This is a genomic window from Streptomyces sp. NPDC079020 (assembly GCF_044542225.1).
Classification (GTDB): Bacteria; Actinomycetota; Actinomycetes; order Streptomycetales; family Streptomycetaceae; genus Streptomyces.
This window is the reverse complement of sequence record NZ_JBITUB010000013.1, coordinates 92,301-110,569: the sequence shown is the minus strand read 5'-3', so window position 1 is coordinate 110,569 and position 18,269 is coordinate 92,301. Positions and strand designations below refer to the sequence as shown.

Annotated in this window: 6 protein-coding genes; 1 reads left to right on the top strand and 5 read right to left on the bottom strand. The window is 70.5% G+C overall.

Annotation, left to right across the window (positions count from 1 at the left end):
• The 5 genes from ACIGJO_RS25920 to ACIGJO_RS25900 form a co-directional block, all read right to left on the bottom strand.
• The coding region (locus ACIGJO_RS25920; RefSeq protein WP_399961888.1) for an Ig-like domain repeat protein at window positions 1-6,423 on the bottom strand (6,423 nt) is incomplete at its 3' end.
• 1,436 nt (window positions 6,424-7,859) lie between these two features.
• Window positions 7,860-8,051, bottom strand: a complete 192-nt coding sequence (locus tag ACIGJO_RS25915) for a hypothetical protein (protein ID WP_399961886.1) — start codon at window positions 8,049-8,051, stop codon at window positions 7,860-7,862.
• A gap of 1,125 nt (window positions 8,052-9,176) precedes the next feature.
• Complete coding sequence (locus tag ACIGJO_RS25910; protein ID WP_399962089.1) at window positions 9,177-11,342, bottom strand: PQQ-binding-like beta-propeller repeat protein; 2,166 nt, start codon at window positions 11,340-11,342, stop codon at window positions 9,177-9,179.
• 2 nt (window positions 11,343-11,344) lie between these two features.
• Window positions 11,345-13,588 (bottom strand): PQQ-binding-like beta-propeller repeat protein, encoded by a 2,244-nt coding sequence (locus ACIGJO_RS25905; protein WP_399961884.1) that lies wholly within the window; start codon window positions 13,586-13,588, stop codon window positions 11,345-11,347.
• 56 nt (window positions 13,589-13,644) lie between these two features.
• Window positions 13,645-14,535 (bottom strand): hypothetical protein, encoded by an 891-nt coding sequence (locus ACIGJO_RS25900; RefSeq protein WP_399961882.1) that lies wholly within the window; start codon window positions 14,533-14,535, stop codon window positions 13,645-13,647.
• Window positions 14,536-14,956: 421 nt separating this feature from the next.
• On the opposite strand from ACIGJO_RS25900, the gene ACIGJO_RS25895 reads away from it, so the two are divergent.
• Window positions 14,957-17,836, top strand: a complete 2,880-nt coding sequence (locus tag ACIGJO_RS25895) for an AfsR/SARP family transcriptional regulator (RefSeq protein ID WP_399961880.1) — start codon at window positions 14,957-14,959, stop codon at window positions 17,834-17,836.
• The last annotated feature ends 433 nt before the right edge of the window (window positions 17,837-18,269 follow it).

Sequence of the window (18,269 nt, the reverse complement as noted above, 5' to 3'; positions counted from 1 at the left end):
AACCACCGCGACCGCCGCGCTGAGGGTCACCGTCTGCCCCACCACGGAAGGGTCGGGCGCAGAGGTGACCGTCGTGGTGGTCGCGGACGGATTGACCATCTGCGTGTCGGTCCCGGTCGAGGACGCGAAGTTCGCGTCACCGCCGTAGACCGCCGTCACGGAATGACTGCCGGCCGCCAGCGTGCTGGTGGTCACGGTGGCGGTTCCGCCCGGGGCGACCATCGCCGCCAAGGTGCCGCCCCCGGGGCCGTCGATGGTGAAGGTCACCGTCCCCGTCGGGGCGCCCGCACCGGGCGGAACCGCCGCGACCGTCGCGGTCAAGGTCACCGGCTGACCGAACGCGGACGGATCAGGAGACGACGTCACTGTCGTGGTCGTCGTTGCCTGGTTGACGGTGTGGGTGTGAGTGCTGGTGGAAGTGGTGAAGTCGGTGTCGCCGTTGTAGGTGGCGATGATGGTCTCGGTACCGGCTTGGAGCGGGCTTTGGGTGGTGTAGGTGGCCGTACCGGAGGTGTTGAGGGGCACCGTGATGTTGAGACCGGTGCTGGAGCTGAAGCTGACCGTTCCGGTGGGGGTGGCGGCGCCCGGTGTGAGCGGGGCGACCGTGGCGCTGACGGTGACCTGTTGCCCGTAGGCGGAGGGTTGGGGTGTGGCGGTGACGGTGGTCGCGGTTGCCGCCTGGTTGACGGTGTGGGTGGTACTGCCGTTCGACGGGGCGAAGGTGGGGTCGCCGTGGTAGGTGACCGTGACGCTGTGTGTGCCGGCGCCCAGGATGGCTGTGGTGACGGTCGCCACGCCGCTGCCGTCCAGGGTGCCGGGTACGCTGCCGCCGCCGGTGCCGCTGAGGGTGAACGTGACCGTGCCCGTCGGCGTACCCGTGGACGGCGGCAGTGCGCTCACGGTCGCGGTGAGGGTGACTGGCTGGCCGTAGCCGGACGGTTCCGGGGAGGCGATGACGGTGGTGGCGGTCGAGGGCTGGGTCACCACACTGTGTGTGGTGGTGCCCGTCGATGACGTGAGGTTGGCATCTCCGCTGTAGAGCGCCGTGACGGTGTGGGCACCGAAGCCCAGGGTGCCGGTGGTGACGGTGGCCACGCCACTGGCGTCCACCGTGCCGGTCAGCGTGCCGCCGCCGGTGCCGCTGACGGTGAACGCCACCGTCCCGGTCGGCGTCCCCGCCCCCGGCGCGACCGGGCTGACGACGGCGGTCAGCGTCACCGTCTCACCGAAGGCGGACGGGTCGGGCGAGGACGACACCGTGGTGCTCGTCGCCGCCTGGGCGACCGTGCGCGTGGAGGTGCCGGTCGATCCGGTGAAGTCGTCGTCACCACCGTAGGCCGCCGTGACGGAGTGGCTGCCCGCGGTCAAGGTGTTGATCGTGACGGTGGCCCGTCCCGTGGTGTCGACGGGCGCGGTGAGAATGCCACCGCCGGTACCGCCGACCGTGAAGGTCACCGTGCCCGTGGGGACACCGGCCCCCGGCGGGTCGACGGTCACCCTCGCACTGAAGGTCACCGGCTGCCCGAAGCGTGAGGGGTCGGGCGAGGACGCCACCGTCGTCGTGGTCGAGGCCTGTTCGACGGTGTGGGAGTGGCTGCCGCTGGACCCCGCGAAGCCGATGTCGCCGCTGTAGACCGCCGCGATGGAGTGACTGCCGGCCGCCAACGTGCTGATCGTGACGGTGGCCCGTCCCGTGGCGTCGACGGGCGCGGTGAAGATGCCACCGCCGTCACCGTCGATGGTGACGGTGACCGAACCGGTGGCTGTCCCCGTACCGGGGGCCACAGGCGCGACGGTCACCGTAACGGTGACCGGCTGCCCGAAGCGTGAGGGGTCGGGCGAGGACGCCACCGTCGTCGTGGTCGAGGCCTGTTCGACGGTGTGGGTGTTGCTGTCGCTTGATCCGGTGAAGTTGGTGTCGCCGTTGTATGTGGCGGTGCTGAGGTAGACGCCGACGGGAAAGATGCCGCTCGCGGTGGCCGTGCCGGTGGCGTCCAACGCCACGTCACCGCTTTCCCCGCCACTCAGCGCGAAGGTCACCGTCCCCGTGGGGATGCCGGCGCCCGGGGAGACAGCCTCGACCACGGCAATCGCACTGGCCGTCTCCCCCGTGACCGACGGGTTCGGCGGCGTGGTGTATGTCGTGGTCGTCGCACTCCGGTTGACCGTCTGCGCGCCCGTGCCGGTCGAACCGGTGAAGCTCGCATCACCGTCGTACGTGGCGCTGACGTTGTGCTCACCCGCCCCGAGCGTACTGACGACGACCGTGGTCGCACCGGTGCCGTCGAGGATGCCGGTGAACGTACCCCCGCCCGTACCACTGACGCTGAACGTCACCGTCCCCGAAGGCACACCGGCACCCGGCGGGACAACTGTCACCATCGCACTGAGGGTGACCGCCTCACCGAACACCGCAGGATCAGGCACACCCGCGACCGTCATGGTCGTCGCCGCCCGGACGACGGTGTGGGTGTCCGTACCGGTCGACCCTGTGAAGTTCCCGTCACCGTTGTAGACGGCGGTGAAGGAATGACTCCCGGCCGCCAGGTCGCTGTCGATGAACGTGGCCCGGCCCGAACCGTCCACCGCCACGTCGAACGGGCCCACCCCGTCGATCGTGAACGTCACCGTCCCCGTCGGGACACCTGCACCGGGCAGGAGGGCGGCGACGGTCGCGGTGACCGTGAACTGCTGCCCGAAGACCGAAGGGTTGGGCGAGGCCGCCACCCTCGTCGTCGTGGCCGCCTGACCGACCGTCTGGCTGCCGGTACCCGTGGACGTGGTGAAGTTGGCGTCGCCACTGTAGGCCGCCGTGATCGTGTGGCTGCCGGCCGCCAATGTGCTGATGGCCACCGAGGCGCTGCCGCCCGAGTCGACCGGCGCCGTCAAGGTGCCGCCCCCGGGGCCGTCGATCGTGAAGGTCAGCGTCCCCGACAGGTCGCCCGCACCAGGCAGAACCGGGACCACTGTCGCGGTGAGGGGGACCGACTCGCCGAAGACCGAGGGACCGAGCGCGGAGATGACCGTCGTCGTGGCCGCCTGGTTGACGGTCTGCGCCGTACTGCCGGAGGAGGTGACGAATCCGGTGTCGCCGTTGTAGGTGGCGGTGATGGTATCGGTGCCCGCCTGGAAGGGCACGCTGGTGGTGAACGTCGCGATCCCGGCGCCGTTCAGGGCCACTGTCCGGAAGCCGCCGCTGCTGGAGGAGAAGGTCACCGTCCCCGTCGGGACACCCGCGCCCGGGGTGACCGGGGCCACCGTCGCCGTGAGGGTGACCTGCTCACCGAACGTCGAGGGATCGGGCGAGGACGTCACCGCCGTCGTGGTCGATGCCTGACCGACGGTCTGGGTGGCGGTACCCGTGGAGGTGGTGAAGTCGATGTCACCGCTGTAGACCGCGGTGATCGTGTGATCGCCGGTTCCCACCGGCGTGCTGGTCGTGAAGCCGGCGGTGCCGACGGCGTCCAGGGACACCGTCGCCGTCTCCCCGCCGCTCACGCTGAAAGTGACCGCCCCCGTGGGAACCCCCGCGCCCGGCGCGACGGGAGCGACCGTCGCCGTGACCACGAGCTGCTGCCCGAAAACCGAAGGATCCGGCGAGGCGAGAACCACCGTGGACGTCGCCGCCTGCGCCACCGTATGAGTCGTACTGCTACTGGACGCGTCAAAAGTCGCATCACCGCTGTAGGAAGCGGTCACACTGTGAACCTGGGCACCCAAAAGGTCGGTGCTCACGGTCGCCACGCCGCTCTCGTCCAGCGCACCGGCAAGCGTGCCACCGCCGGAGCCCGTGACGGTGAAGGTAACCGTGCCCGTCGGAATACCCGTGGCCGGCGCCACCGGAGCGACGATGGCCGTGAAAGTGACGGTCTCACCATAGAGAGAGGGACTCGGCGAAGACGTCACCCCCGTGGTCGTAGACGGCTGCGTCACCACACTGTGCGAACCAGCTCCGGTCGAACCGCCGAAATTACCGTCGCCACCGTAGACCGCCGAGATGGTGTGGGTGCCGAAGTCCAGGCTGTCGATGGACGCGGTGGCCACGCCGCTGGCGTCCACCGTGCCGGTCAGCGTGCCGCCGCCGGTGCCGCTGACGGTGAACGCCACCGTCCCGGTCGGCGTCCCCGCCCCCGGCGCGACCGGGCTGACGACGGCGGTCAGCGTCACCGTCTCACCGAAGGCGGACGGGTCGGGCGAGGACGACACCGTGGTGCTCGTCGCCGCCTGGGCGACCGTGCGCGTGGAGGTGCCGGTGGAGGTGGTGAAACTCGCATCACCGCCGTAGACCGCGGTCACCGTATGGGCGTCCGCTTCCAGGGCGTTGGTGGTTACCTCGGCCTTGCCGGCAGCGTCCAGGGGGCTGGTGAAGGTGCCGCCGCCGGGGCCGTCGATCGTGAAGAGGACCGTACCGGTCGGCGTGCCCGCCCCAGGCGGCACGACAGCCGCCGTGAACGTGACCGCCTGACCGAACACCGACGGATCGGGCCCGGACGTGACCGTCGTGGTCGTCCCCGCCTGGGCAACCGTCTGGGTACCAGTACCGGTCGAGCCCGTGAACTCGGTGTCGCCGCCGTAGACAGCGGTGATGTCGTGGCCTCCGGGAGCAAGCGCGCTGGTGACAAGCGAAGCCTGTCCCGAACCGTCCAACGGCACGTCGACCGGGCCATCGCCGTCGATGAGATACGTGACCGTACCGGTCGCAACGCCCGCACCCGGCGCCACAGGCGCGACGGTCGCTGTGACGGTCACAGCCTCACCGAACGTCGAGGGATCGGGAGAAGACACCACCGTCGTCGTAGTCGACGCCTGCTCAACGGCATGGATGTTGCTTTCGCTCGACCCGGTGAAGTCGGCGTCACCGTTGTACGTGGCAGTGGTGTAGTAGAGCCCGGCAGGGAGAATGCCACTCGCGGTGGCCGTGCCGGTGGCGTCCAACGCCACGTCACCGCTTTCCCCGCCACTCACCGCGAAGGTCACCGTCCCCGTGGGGATGCCGGCACCCGGGGAGACAGCCTCGACCACGGCAATCGCACTGGCCGTCTCCCCCGTGACCGACGGGTTCGGCGGCGTGGTGTACGTCGTGGTCGTCGCACTCCGGTTGACCGTCTGCGCGCCCGTGCCGGTCGAACCGGTGAAGCTCGCATCACCGTCGTACGTGGCGCTGACGTTGTGCTCACCCGCCCCGAGCGTACTGACGACGACCGTGGTCGCACCGGTGCCGTCGAGGATGCCGGTGAACGTACCCCCGCCCGTACCACTGACGCTGAACGTCACCGTCCCCGAAGGCACACCGGCACCCGGCGGGACAACTGTCACCATCGCACTGAGGGTGACCGCCTCACCGAACACCGCAGGATCAGGCACACCCGCGACCGTCATGGTCGTCGCCGCCCGGACGACGGTGTGGGTGTCCGTACCGGCGGAGGCGTAGAAATCGCTGTCACCGTCGTACGTGGCAGTGACGGTATAAGGGCTCACCGACGGGCCGGAGTAGGCGTGCATGACGGTGGCCGTACCGCCTGTGAGCGGTGCCGTCACCCCCGGCGTCCCGTCGCCGAACTCCAAGGTGACGGTGCCGGTCGGCGTGCTCGCCGTCATCGGAATCCCCGTCACGGTGGCCGTGACCACCACTGGTTCGCCGGAGACGGAAGGGTCAGGACCAGAGGTCACCACGGTCTCCGAATCCGCCCTGAAGGTGAAGGCGCCCGGAAGGGTGGCACTGCCTCCGGGGGTGGTGACGGTGACTGTGGCAGGCCCTGTGAGGCCCGGCGGTGTCACAGCGACAATCAGGGTGTCGGAGTTGGAGCGGAAGGAGGGCGCGGAGAATCCGCCGAATGCCACACGGGTGGCGCCACCCAGCCCGGTGCCCCTGACAACGACGGTCGTCCCGCCGGCGATGGGTCCGCTCGCCGGGCTGAGACTGAAGATCGCCGGAGCTGCGGCATAGGTGTAGGGCAGCCGGTTGCTGACGCCCCCGACCGCGTCGGCATAGACCGGAACCGTACTGGGCACGGCAGCGGCAGGAGCGACGACGACCAGCCGTTGGTCGGTGAGCGCCGCTGGCAACACCGTCGCGTCCCCGAAGTGCACGCTCTCCGCGGTGTACAGATTCGCGCCGGTCAGGGTGACGGGGTTGCCCCCGACCAGCGGACCGCTACCGGGGGCGACCCTGGACAAGCGGGGCACGAGGAGGTAAAAGAAGTAACCGATCGTGGTGGTGCCGCCGGGGGTAGTGACGCTCACCGGTACGGCGCCACTGCCCGACGGAGAGACCGCACGCACAGTCTGGTCGTCGACGACGCTGAAGCTCAGGGCGGGGCGGGCACCGAAGTGCACGGCGGTCGCGCCGCCGAGGTGGCGGCCGAAGATGGTCACCTGGGTCCCGCCGGCGGAGGACCCCTGTTCGGGGAAGACACCGCTCATGACGCCCACTCACCCGCCCCGTGAAGCGAGGACGGCTGCCCGCCCGGGGAAAGAGTCCCGGCCTTGCCGTACCACGCCCACCGGGCAGTGGGACCGCAGCAGCCCCGAGGCACCGGTCCGGTGATGCGCCGCCCCTCGGACCGGGGGTACGGCACGTCGGCGCACGCGGTCACCGGTGCCGCCGCATGCCTCCCGGCACGGTAGAGGTACAGGCCACGGGCAGTGTGCATGTCGCTCCTCCAATGATGACGATCAGTTGGCCTGCTGGGTGGCTGATGACGTCGGATCGGATCAGGCCCCAGCAGGGGTGGCTGACTGATCGGCACCAGCTCGGGTGCGGAGCCCGGTCCGCGGGCCACTGGCCGCGGAGCGTGAGGTGCCGCGGGAGGCCCGCCGATGAAGCCACTACACGTTCAGCGGAGGTCCACGGACGTAAGCCAGACCGTTGCCTGCCCCTGGGTCATGACGGTCCCGACGGCCCCTGACGGGACCATCGCACTGAAAGCGATGCCGGTCAGCGTCGCAGTACTGCCAACCGAATCGGGCCCCGGCCAGGAGTGACAAACGTGAGGGTGGGCACGGACACCGTGACGTAAGTGAACGTCACGGACGGCGAACCAATGCCGTCCGGCGAGGTAGGGGTGACCTGGAGGGTGCCGGCTCCCGCGTCGGCACCGCGGCGATCCGGACGGCCGACACCACCGTGAACGAACTCGCGGCCATACCGCCGAACAGCATCACCGTGGCACCGATGAACCCGATGTCTGCCAGGGTCACCGTGAAACCGCCGGTCATCGGACCCGAGTTAAGTGCCACGGAGCTGACCAGTGGAACCAAGGCCAGTCTCCTCTTGGTAGATGTGGGTGGCCCGCGGCTGACCGGTCATGCGTCGGCCCCGGTGGATAAGGAAGCCCTGTCCGTCCGGACGGCGGCATACTGACCATCCGGATCGGTCGGACAGAGTCCGGATCCGGTGGTCGACCAGGTCCGGAGAGGGGCAGGGTGAGATCCCCTCGGAGACGGGGCGCCAAAGGCATCTGTGGTGTGTGCTGATGAATTTCATGACGCCCCCCTACACGTCGAGGCAGCGGAGCTGTCGCACCAGCTGGGGCCAGACCACGGCAACAGCTGGCGGCTGCAAATCCTCTACGGGGATACCCGTCGCGACACAAAAGGCCCGAACGCTGCCCCACCTGAATCGAAGTCAGCGAACAGCCAAGGGCCGCACTCCCCGAAGAGGGATGGGCGGCCCGCCGGTTCGGATACTTCAGTGAGCCATTGGAGCGACCGGATGAACAAGAACTTTGACGTGACGTCACTCAAACGGCTGAACAGCTTGCCTGAACGGGCAGTCGGGAGTAGTGACGGGCAGGTTCCATTCGCAACGCCGACTGTCCCGACGGCCGCGCCATCAGCGCGAGCAGGACTGCGTAGGCCTACCCGGCCATGAACCGCTCCGGGTGCGGTGGACAACTCTGAAAGCTGATGTAGCCGAAGCCCGGCACCTTGATTTGTCCGAAGCCACCTACGCTGGCGGACAGCAGGCCCAGTTGTCGCCAGACCAGAGAGACAGCTCCCATCGCGAGGTAGTTGACTGCTTCCTGCACCGCCGCTGCACGGCTGTCCACCGCTTGTCCGCCGGAGACCCTTCAGGTGAGCTGGCACCAGGAGTCAGAACACGCAAAACCCCGGTTCAGGGGGCTCAGCGCCTGGATCCCGTCACGGAAACGGTACCTCGGACCTACGCATTGCGATGCACAGACGGACAGTGCCCGATCTACCGAGATCCCAAGGTCAACGAAAACAAGAAACCCCAGGTCAGAAGCCTGACCTGGGGTTCACCACGGAGCCGCCTTCGGGATTCGAACCCGAGACCTACGCATTACGAGACCACGGGGGTTCGTGACAGCTGGTTCCGGCTCGTGTCACCGGGTGCTGTTTTGCCTGATCAGAAGACGTGCGGGCGATCCCGCCACTACACCCTGTGCTATCTCGTCCAAAGGCGTCCGGCCGCACTCTGGCCGCACCTATAGGTGTATCAGGCGACCTGAGCAGCATTGTCACTGCCCTAAAGAGCAGCCACCGCCCGCGCGAGAAGCTATCGGAACGGGCCTTCTCCGCGATCGCGCGCCCGCGACGCAGTAGGCGTTTGCGCCTACCGACGTTCGCGGGCATTGGCCAGCACAGGCTCGGTGTGTTCGATCGCGAGGTAGGTTTCGGCAGTCGTTCCCTCCAGGAGCCCGCTCTCCTCCGAGTCCTCCAGGGACACCTCAACCTGGCGCCCCGACAGAAGATCGCTCCAGAACCGTGCATCAGCCTGCGCGAATCCGTGGCGGATATCTGCGCGCAGGCGTGGGCCTCGCTCTTCTCCCTGCTCGTAGTAGGCACGGCGGGTGGCTCGTGTACTCCTCGCGCTCCTCGTCGTCGACGCTGTGACGCAGCCTGACAAGGTCGGGCAGGAACAGGGACTCATTCACGGGCATCTCGGACTGCGCCTTGTGCAGAGCGGCGCACGCGGCGAAGAGCCGTCAGGACATGCCCAGGTGGACGCCAGTACCAGGGAGACGGGCAGCGATAGAGTCGCTGGCGTCCCCGCGTGATCGCAGCGCGGCCTCGCCGGCCACGGATTCGGAGCGCAGTCGGTACCGAACCTCCCGGGTTGGCTCGTCGCGCTCCACAGGAGTGAGGGAACCTGTGCGCTGATGGAATCGCTCAAGGGAGGGCGATTCAAGCATTCCCTGAGGCGGGTTCGCCTATGCCTTGGGCACCGAGAAGCGGAAGAGCTTGCCGGACCATGTGGCGTACAGGTGGTCACCGACGGCGTGCGCCGACCAGGAGCCGGAGCCGCCGGTGGCCTGATAGTGCCAGACCTGCTTGCCGGTGTCGGCGTCGAAGGCGTACAGGCCCTTCTTGCCCGCGGCGAGGAAGAGTCCGCGCAGGGCGCCCAGGAACTCGAGGTCAGCCAGGCCTGACCCTGCCGTCCAGCGTCTCGCGCCGGTCTTGGCGTCGATCCCGTGCAGGATCTTCTTGTCCAGGTAGCAGACGGTCGCGCCGGCGCGTGCGTAGCCGCGGTTGCCGTCGGCGGCGGTCTGCACTGTCCACAGGGTCTTGCCCGACGCCGGGTCGAAGGCGACGAGCAAGCCGCGGGTCGAGCCGTTGAAGTTGGTGCCCGGGTAGCAGAACAGGGTTCCCTCGATCAGGCTCATGGACCCTGTGAAGCCGAGGATCTCGCTGTTCGTCGGCGGGAGTTCGGTGGGTTTGCTCCAGAGCGTCTCGCCGTCGTCGGGGTCGAGGGCGAGCAGCTTCATGTCGGCGTCGATGCCGTAGAGCACCTTGCTCTTGTCCGGTGGGTACAGGGTGACGAGATCCTTCGCCCATACGCGTTGACCCGTGTCCGGGGCGAGGGCCATGTATCCGTTGAGCGTCGCGGCCGGGTTCGTCTTCGATGCGCTGCCCCAGGCGAGCAGCGCGCCCGCCGGGGTGGCGCCGAGGACCATGCTTACGTCTTCCACGTCGGTCGAGGTCCACCGCACCTCGCCGCTCGACGCCTCCAGGGCCTGGATGCGCCCGTCGCTCATGGTCACCACCAACTCGCCGTCCGAGAAGTCCAGCTCGGGCGCGCTGTCCCCGGCCGGGGACGCGTCCCACACCTCCTCGCCGGACCGGCCGTCGAACGCGTGCACCTTGCCGTCGGTACGTACCGTGTAGACGCGCTTGTCGTCGGTGAGGGCGTCGGTGTTCTGGCCGCCGAGGTCCTTCCACAGGAGCTTGCCGGTGTCCCGGTCGAAGCAGGCGCCGGAGGCCAGTCGGGTGCACAGCAGCGTGGACCGGGTAACCGCGCGCAGGGACATGGTGCGCTGCGGAAGCTCATTGGTCCAGTCCAGTTCGGGGGTGGCGACCGTGTCCTTGCTGTCCTCGCCCCGTGAGTGCAGGAACCAGGCGGTGCCCCCGGCCGCCGCGGTAACGGCGAGCACCGCGCCGCCGGTCAACAACCGGCGGCGGCTGAGCAGCGGGGCGCGTACCACGTCCCGCAGGGTGCGCTCGTCCTCGGTCACCTGCAGTTCGACCGCGCCGAGCCAGCCGACGGTGGTCTCCGGGCGCAGCCGGGCCTGCAGGTGCTCGACGGTGGGGCGCCGGGCGGGGTCCTTGTCGAGGCAGGCGGCGACGATGCCGAGCAGGCCGTGCGGGACGCCGTTCAGCTGCGGCTCCTCGTAGGCGGCCCGGTAGAGCAGGGCGTGGGCCGCACCGGTGCCGAAGGGCGGGATGCCGGTGGCGGCGAAGGCGAGCACGGCGCCGAAGGCGAACACATCGCTGGCGGACGTGAGTTCACCCCCTCTCGACTGCTCGGGCGACATGAAGCCGGGCGAGCCGGCGACCTGGCCCTCGGCGGTGAGCACGGTTCCGTCTACGGCCCGGCTGATGCCGAAGTCGATGACTCTGGGGCCGTCGAGGGTGAGCAGGATGTTGGACGGCTTGAGGTCGCGGTGGATGAGCCCGGCGCGATGGATCGCGGCCAGCGCCTCGGCCAGGCCGCCGCCGAGCACGCGCAGGGTGGACTCGGGCATGGGCCCGTGGGCGTCCAGGGCGTCGGCGAGGGAGGGGCCGGGGATGTACGCGGTGGCCAGCCAGGGCTGGGGCCCCTCGGGGTCGGCGTCGACGACCGGCGCGGTGAAGGCGCCGGAGACCGCGCGGGCGGCGTCCACCTCGGCCTTGAAGCGGCGGCGGAAATCGGGGTCGGCGGCCAGTTCGGGACGTACGACCTTGACGGCCACCGCACGGCCACTGCGCGATGCGGCGAGGTGGACGAGGCCCATGCCGCCCGCGCCGAGTTCCCGGATCACCCGGTAGGGGCCGATGTACGAGGCGGGTGAGGCGGCTTGCGGGGGGCGCGCGGACGGCATCGGCGGGGACGGCGGCATGGTCACGGGGTGTCGCTCCGGAAGGCGTAGAGGGTGGTCTCGGATGCGGCGAAGAGGGTGCTGCCGGAGGCCTGCAGCAGCCAGTCGCTCTTGCCCCCGGCTCTGCTCCCGGAGGGCTGGTGCGCCCAGAGCGGCTTGCCGTCAATGGCGCGCAGAACGACGAACCCCGGGACGTCGCCGGTGGCGAACGTGGCGATGGCCACCACGGACGCGGAGACGGTGGGCCCCTGGTCGTATGCACCGCCGGTGGTCGTCAGGTCCACCGGGCTCGCGGTGTGCCACACCTGCTCACCGCTCTGCATGTCCAGGGCGAACACGGTGCCCGGACCGTCGTAGACATAGGCCCGCTCACCGCGGACCCTGGCCGGGCTGATGGTGGTCGTCTCGTTGACGGCGGTCCACAGTCTCTCGCCATCGGCGGCGCGGAAGGCCTGCACCTTGGTACTGGTGACGAGCAGGGTCTTGCCGTCGGTGGACAGGTGCGGATAGGCGCCGGGCTCGATGACGTCCCGGACCTGCCACCGCTCGGTGCCCGAGCGCATGCCGAGTCCGCGGAGCGTGCCGTTGTCCTGCAGGAAGCAGAGGCTTCCGTCGGCGTAGGCCTGGAAGTCGCTGCCTTTGACCGTGCGCGACCACAGCACCTCGCCCGAGTCGATATCGACCGCGAGCACGCCATAACCGTCGTCGCCACTGGTGCCGACGACGGCGACCGAACCGGCGACGGACAGAACGCTCTCGACGGAGTCGGCGGACCGGGTGCCGGCGCCCTGCTGGGTGACCGCGTGGGTGAACTTCTGCTTGCCTGTGGCGTCGATGCCGAAGAGATAGCCGCGCTCGCCGCCCCAGGCCTCGGCGTACAGCATCGATCCGTGCACGCCCAGCCACTTCGGATCCCCCGAGACGTCGGAGGGTGCGCGCAGCGAACCCGTCCAGCGTTCCTCCCCGGTCGCGGCGTCATAGGCGTACGCGCTGCCCTGGTCCCAGTGCACCAACGTGTCGCCGAGGAGCCGCAGTTGTCCGCTCTCCAGCTTCTTCAGCGGAGCCGACCACTGCGGCTTCGGGCCGGCCGGAACCTTGGGCTCGGGCAGGCCGGTGGTGCCCGCACTGCCGCCGGCCCGGTCCGGGGTCCTGCCAGGCTTCGACCGCCACCCGGCCAGCGTCGCGGCGCCTGCGCCCGCTGCGACGGTGGTACCGGCCGCGGCGATCCACAGGAACCTGCGGCGACTCGGGACGGCGGTGGCGAGCGGGTCGACGGGCGGCGCGAGGGACGTCATGGGCATGGGCGGTGCGGCCACCAGAACGGCGGCGTGCGCCTTCCGCCGCGCCAGATCCTCCCGCAGACCCTCGGTGAGCAGCGCGGCAGGGTCGGCTGCCCCCAGCGCGGCCAGCACCGACGCGGCGGGCGGCCTGCGGGCGGGATCCTTTTCCAGACAGGAAGCGATCAGTGGGTTCAACGCCTTTGGAACGCCGGCCAGTTGGGGCTGCTGGTGGACGGCCCGGTAAAGGATCTCGGCCGTCCCTCCGGCGCCGAAGGGGCCCCGCCCGGTGGCCGCGAAGACCAGGACGCAGCCCAGGGAGAAGACGTCGGCCGCCGGTCCGGCCTCGCGGCTCGACACGATCTGCTCGGGCGCCATGAACCCGGGCGTCCCCATCACGGCGCCCGTCCGGGTCAACTGAGTGCCGTCCACCGCCCTGCTGATGCCGAAGTCGATGACGCGGGGCCCGTCTTCGGCGACGAGTACGTTGCCGGGCTTGAGGTCGCGGTGGACGATGCCGGTGTCATGGATGGCCAGCAGCGCCTCCGCGAGGCCGGCGCCCAGGGCCCGCAGGGCAGGCTCGGGCAGCACACCGAAGGTGCGTACGACATCGTGCAGCGACGGCGCGGGGACGTAGGCCGTGGCCAGCCAGGGCTGTGGGGCATCGGCGTCCGCGTCGAGCACCGGCGGGGTGAAGAACCCGCTCACCCGGCGGGCGGATTCGGCCTCGCGCCGGAAACGCCCGCGGAAGCTCGGCGCCTCGGCGTACTCGGGCCGGATGACCTTCAGGGCGACCAGGCGCGATCCCGGTGACCTGGCCAGGAACACCCTGCCCATGCCGCCCTCGCCGAGGAGTTGGAAGACCTCGTAGGGGCCGATCCGGGCAGGGCTCTGCTGCTGAGAGACCTGGCCGGGCGGCCGCGGGACGGCGGTGACCGGCCGGGTCGCCGCGGCCGGCGGCTGCGGCACTGTGGTGTGCGCAGGCTGCACGGCCGTGGGGTCGCTGCCTCCGTACGGGGGTGTGTGCACGTCGTTGCCGCGGGCGGTCAGCTCAGCGAGCCCAGCACATCACGGGCGGCGGTGACGGCGGCGTCCTCGGCCCGCTTCTGGGTGATGTCGGAGGTATCCCGGCTGTAGGTGAAGTTTATGGTCAGCGAGGCGTTGCCCTCACGGACGATCACCTCAGCCTGTGCCAGCGACCCGTCCATGGTGTCGACGGTGTCGACGACGAAGGCCTCCTCGCCGAGCCCGCTGACCGACCGGGATTCCTGCACCTTGCGCATGCCCCCGAGGTCCTTGAGAGCGGTCTTCTTGTTCATGTCGTACGTGCTCTTGGCCGTCGTGCCGACCATGAGGTTCACATCCAGGCTCTGATAGGCGCCGCCGTAGCCGGGGTGCTCCCACCTCGGCATCCTGGTGATCATCGAGGCCAGATCCTTGTCGTCCATCAAGCCGGGCGTGCACTCGCCTCCGGGCGCGATCTTCTCGATGGTGGACGCCTTGATCAGCTCGCACCCCTTGGGCACCTTGGTGAACGCCTTGCTCGACGGCGCCTCCGGCTTGGCGGCGTTTCCCGGGGAGCCGGAGGGCTTGCCCGACGCGGTGCCCTTGTCGCCGCCCCCTGACGTGGCGATGACCACGCCGACGATCACGGCCACGGCGAGCGCCGCAACGCCACCGATCAGCCAGATGCGCGAACGGCCGCCGCGCGGGCCTGGGTTGCCCGGACCGCCCGCCGGAACCGGCTGCGACCAGGCCGAGGGCCCACCCGGCGCCTGCGGCGGGACGGGCGGCGGCGCCTGACCCGGCATCGGGGGCGGCGCCTGGCTGGGTCCCTGCGCCGCGGGTCCCCAGGCCGGCGTGCCCTGCCCGAGCGGCTGGGTGGGACGGCTCTCGCCGAAGCCCTGCCGGGGGTCCACCTGCGGGGTCTCACTCACGGAACAGCTCGCTTTCGTACGGTTTATGCCATCGGGACCGGCAGGAACCCGTCCCATGGGGCCAGGCCGGAGCGACGGTCGGGACCGGGACCCGGCACAACGTCCCGAACCCTCTCGCGAGACACTGCAATTCCGATGAAATTCCGATGAAACAGAGGACTCGGCGGCGGCAGAAGACTCGGCTGCAGCAGAGCAACGGGGAACTACGGGGACCATGGGGGACTGCGGCGTGGGCACGAACACAGCGGACACAGTCGGCTCAGGCGCGGGCGCGTGGGATCCGGCAGATGCGACCGGCACGACGGCCGCGACAGACACAGCAGGTACGACGGGTGCGGAGAATGCGGCGGATCGGCTGCGTCTCGACCTGCTCGGCCCGGTCGGAGCCCACCGCGGCGAGGCGCCCCTCCACCTGGGGCCCGTGCGACGTCAGGCGGTGCTGGCCGCGCTGATCCTGCGCGCGGAGACGCTCGTCACCCACCAGCAACTGCTGGACGACGTATGGGGACTCGAGCCCCCGGGAACGGGCCGCCGGGTCCTGCCCAGCTACGTCTACCCCCTACGCAAGGCACTGGACGCGCCCGGCACCGGCCCCGCCGCATCCGCGATCCGCGGCGAGCGCGGCGGCTACCGCTTCGCACCCGGCCACGCCCGCACGGACATCGGCGAGTTGGCCGGACAGGCCGCCGCGGCCCGCAGGGCGAAGGCCGCGGGCGACCTCACCACCGCCCTCGACGGCTGTACGCGGGCACTGAACCTGTTCCGCGGGGAGCCGTTGGCCGGCCTGCCCGGGCCGTTCGCCGACGCCGAGCGGCAGCGACTTGCCCTGCAGCGGCGCACCCTCCATCAGGAGCGGGCGGAGTGCCTGGTCCTCATGGGCCGGTACACGGAGGCTCTGGACAAGCTCCTGGCCGCGCCCACGACGCAGCCGCACGACGAGCCGCTCGCCGCCCTGCGCATACGCGCGCTGTACGGCAGCGGCCGGCAGACCGAGGCACTCGCCGCCTACCAGGAGACCCGGGACCGGCTCCGCGGCGAGCTGGGGGTGGAGCCCGGCGAGGAACTGCGCCGGGTACACCAAGGCGTACTGCGCCGGGACGACCTGATGCTGCTCGGCCGGGCACCGCTGCCCCGCACCGCAGGATCCGACGCAGCACAAGCACCGGCCCCTTCACCGCCATCCGCACCCACACGGGCATCGGTACCCGAGCGTCCCCTGCCCCCGCCACGACCTCGCCGCAACGAACTCCCCGGCGACACTGCCTGGCTCGTCGGCCGGGAGACAGAACTCGCCCTGCTCACCGCACCCGTGCCCCCCGACTCCGTCTCCGTGGCCGCCGTCGACGGCACGGCGGGCGTCGGCAAGACCGCGCTGGTGGTCCGCGCCGCCTGGACGCTGCACGCCCAGTACCCGGACGGCTGCCTGTTCGTGGACCTGCACGCGCACGGCGTCCCCCACGAGAGCCTGCGCCCGCAGCGCGCACTGCACCGGCTACTCCGTGCCGTCCACGGCGCCGACGGCGAACGGGCGGACGAACTGGACGAGTTGGTCACCGCCTGGCGCGCGGCCACCAGCTCCCTGAGGCTGCTGCTGGTCGTGGACGACGCCCGCAGCGCGGAACAGGTGCGCCCGCTGCTGCCCGCGGGCCCGGGCAGCCGAGTGCTGGTGGCCGGCCGCCAGCGGCTGCCCGGCCTCGACGCCGACCGGCGGCTCACCGTGGAGCCGCTGGGCACGGGCGAGGCTGTCACGCTGCTCACGCATCTGCTGGGCGAGGCGCGCGCCGAACAGGAACCGGAGGCCGCGCGGGAACTCGCACGCCGCTGCGGCGGTCTGCCGCTGGCGCTGCGGATCACCGGGGCCCGGTTGCAGAACCGTCCGTCCTGGACACTGGCCCACCTGGTCGGCCGGATGTCGGACGACGAACGCCGCCTGGGCGAGCTCCGGGCCGAGGACCGCAGCGTGGAAGCCGCCTTCCGGATGTCCTACGACCAGCTCACCCCCGAACTGCAGCGCGTCTTCCGGGCGTTGGGCCAGTCCCCCACCGCCGAGTTCGACGGGCTCACCCCCGCCGTCATGCTGGGCCGCTCGCTCCAGGACACCGAGGACCTCCTGGAGCGCCTGGTCGACGCGAGCCTGCTGCAGCAGCCGCGGCTCAGCCGCTACCGGCTGCACGATCTCGTACGCGACCACACGCGCCGCCTGGCCTCCGCCGTTCCCGAGGAGTCCGCCGCGGACCGCGCCGCCGTGCTGCACCTCTACACAGCCGCCGGCCGCATCGCCAGCGACTGGGGCCCCGAGGGCTTCCCGACCGGACCGGACGTCTCCCACTCCCCCTTCTCGAACTGGCAGGACGCCGACGCATGGCTGGACGCCGCGGGCGGCCAACTGCTCGACGTGATCGCCTACGCGGCCGCCACCGGGCAGCACGACCACGTCTGCTGGATCGCCGAATCCCTGGTCGACCCGCTGGTCCGTCAGGGCCGCTACCACGAGTGCCGCTCGGCCCTGGAGCTCGCACTGCCCAGCGCGGACGTGGCCGACGACCGGCGGATGCCCTCCGCCCTGCGCAATTGCATGGCCATCGCGGACCTCTACCAGGGGCGCTTCCAGCAGGCCCACGCCTGGTGCACCGACGCGCTGCGCCTCGCCCGCCACCAGGGCGACCTGCGCGAACAGGCCCGGGCAACCGCCGGGTTGGGCGCTGCGGAGCGTGCTCTGGGCCGCATCCCGGAGGCGGTCGCCCACCTGAGCGAGGCCATGGAGCTGGCGGCCCGGCTCGACGACGACTGGCTGGCCGGGATGTCGAGCTGCAACCTCGGCGCCCTCCATGACCAGCAGGGACGGCACAAGGAAGCACTCACGTACTACGCCGCCTCCCTCGCCTTCGCCGAGAAGATCGGCCACCCCAGAATGATCAGCAAGACCCTGTGCTTCATCGCCGAGGCCCACCTGGCACTCGGCCGGCACACGAAGGTCAAAGACGTGGCGAGACGCGCAGCGGACCTGGCCCAGGAGGTCGGCGACCTGCAACTGCGCGCGACGAGCCTGTCCCTGCTCGGCGTCGCGGAACACGGCGACGGAGAACTGCCGTTGGCCATCACCCTCCAGCAAGAGGCCCTGGCCACGCTCACCGAGCACACCAGCAGGCCCCTGGAGATGGAGGTCCGCCGCCGGCTCGGACACACCTACTCGGCAGCGGGCCACCAGGCCGAGGCCGAGCAGCAGTTCCACATCGCCCTGTCCTTGGCCGGGGCGGAGGAGCTGGGACGGCCGCCCTCCCCGGTGGCGCACCATCCGTGACGGCACGAGAAGCGGATCTGCACGAAACCCGAGCAACCCGGCGGGACTCGGATGCCTGATCTCGCCGGTTCCGGCTCGCGCACCTTCCGACGGCGCAGTACTCCTGGACTACCCTCGCACCCAGTGCCGCACGCTCAGGGTCCGAGAGCGGAGCGAGGTCGACTGCGGTCGACGTCCGGTCGGACAGAGTCTGTTCACAGGCCGGCCCGCGGCGGTATGCGCTCGCTCCGCGGCACCAGCGCCTGCGCGGGCAGTCCGACCGGTACGGGGAGGCCGAACAGCTCGGTGAAGGACGCCGGAGCGTTCCCCGGTCGACCTCCCGCACCAGGTACCCGTATGTGTCCGAGTTCTCCGCCAGGTCCCCGTTGCACAGGGGGATCAAACCCACGTCGCCGTCACATGAGCCGCAGCGCACGGCGGTAGGCTGCACGGC

Bases quoted from the DNA above. Each gene is read 5' to 3' on its own strand.
- ACIGJO_RS25910 (WP_399962089.1), bottom strand. From the start codon at position 11,342: ATGCCGCCGTCCCCGCCGATGCCGTCCGCGCGCCCCCCGCAAGCCGCC.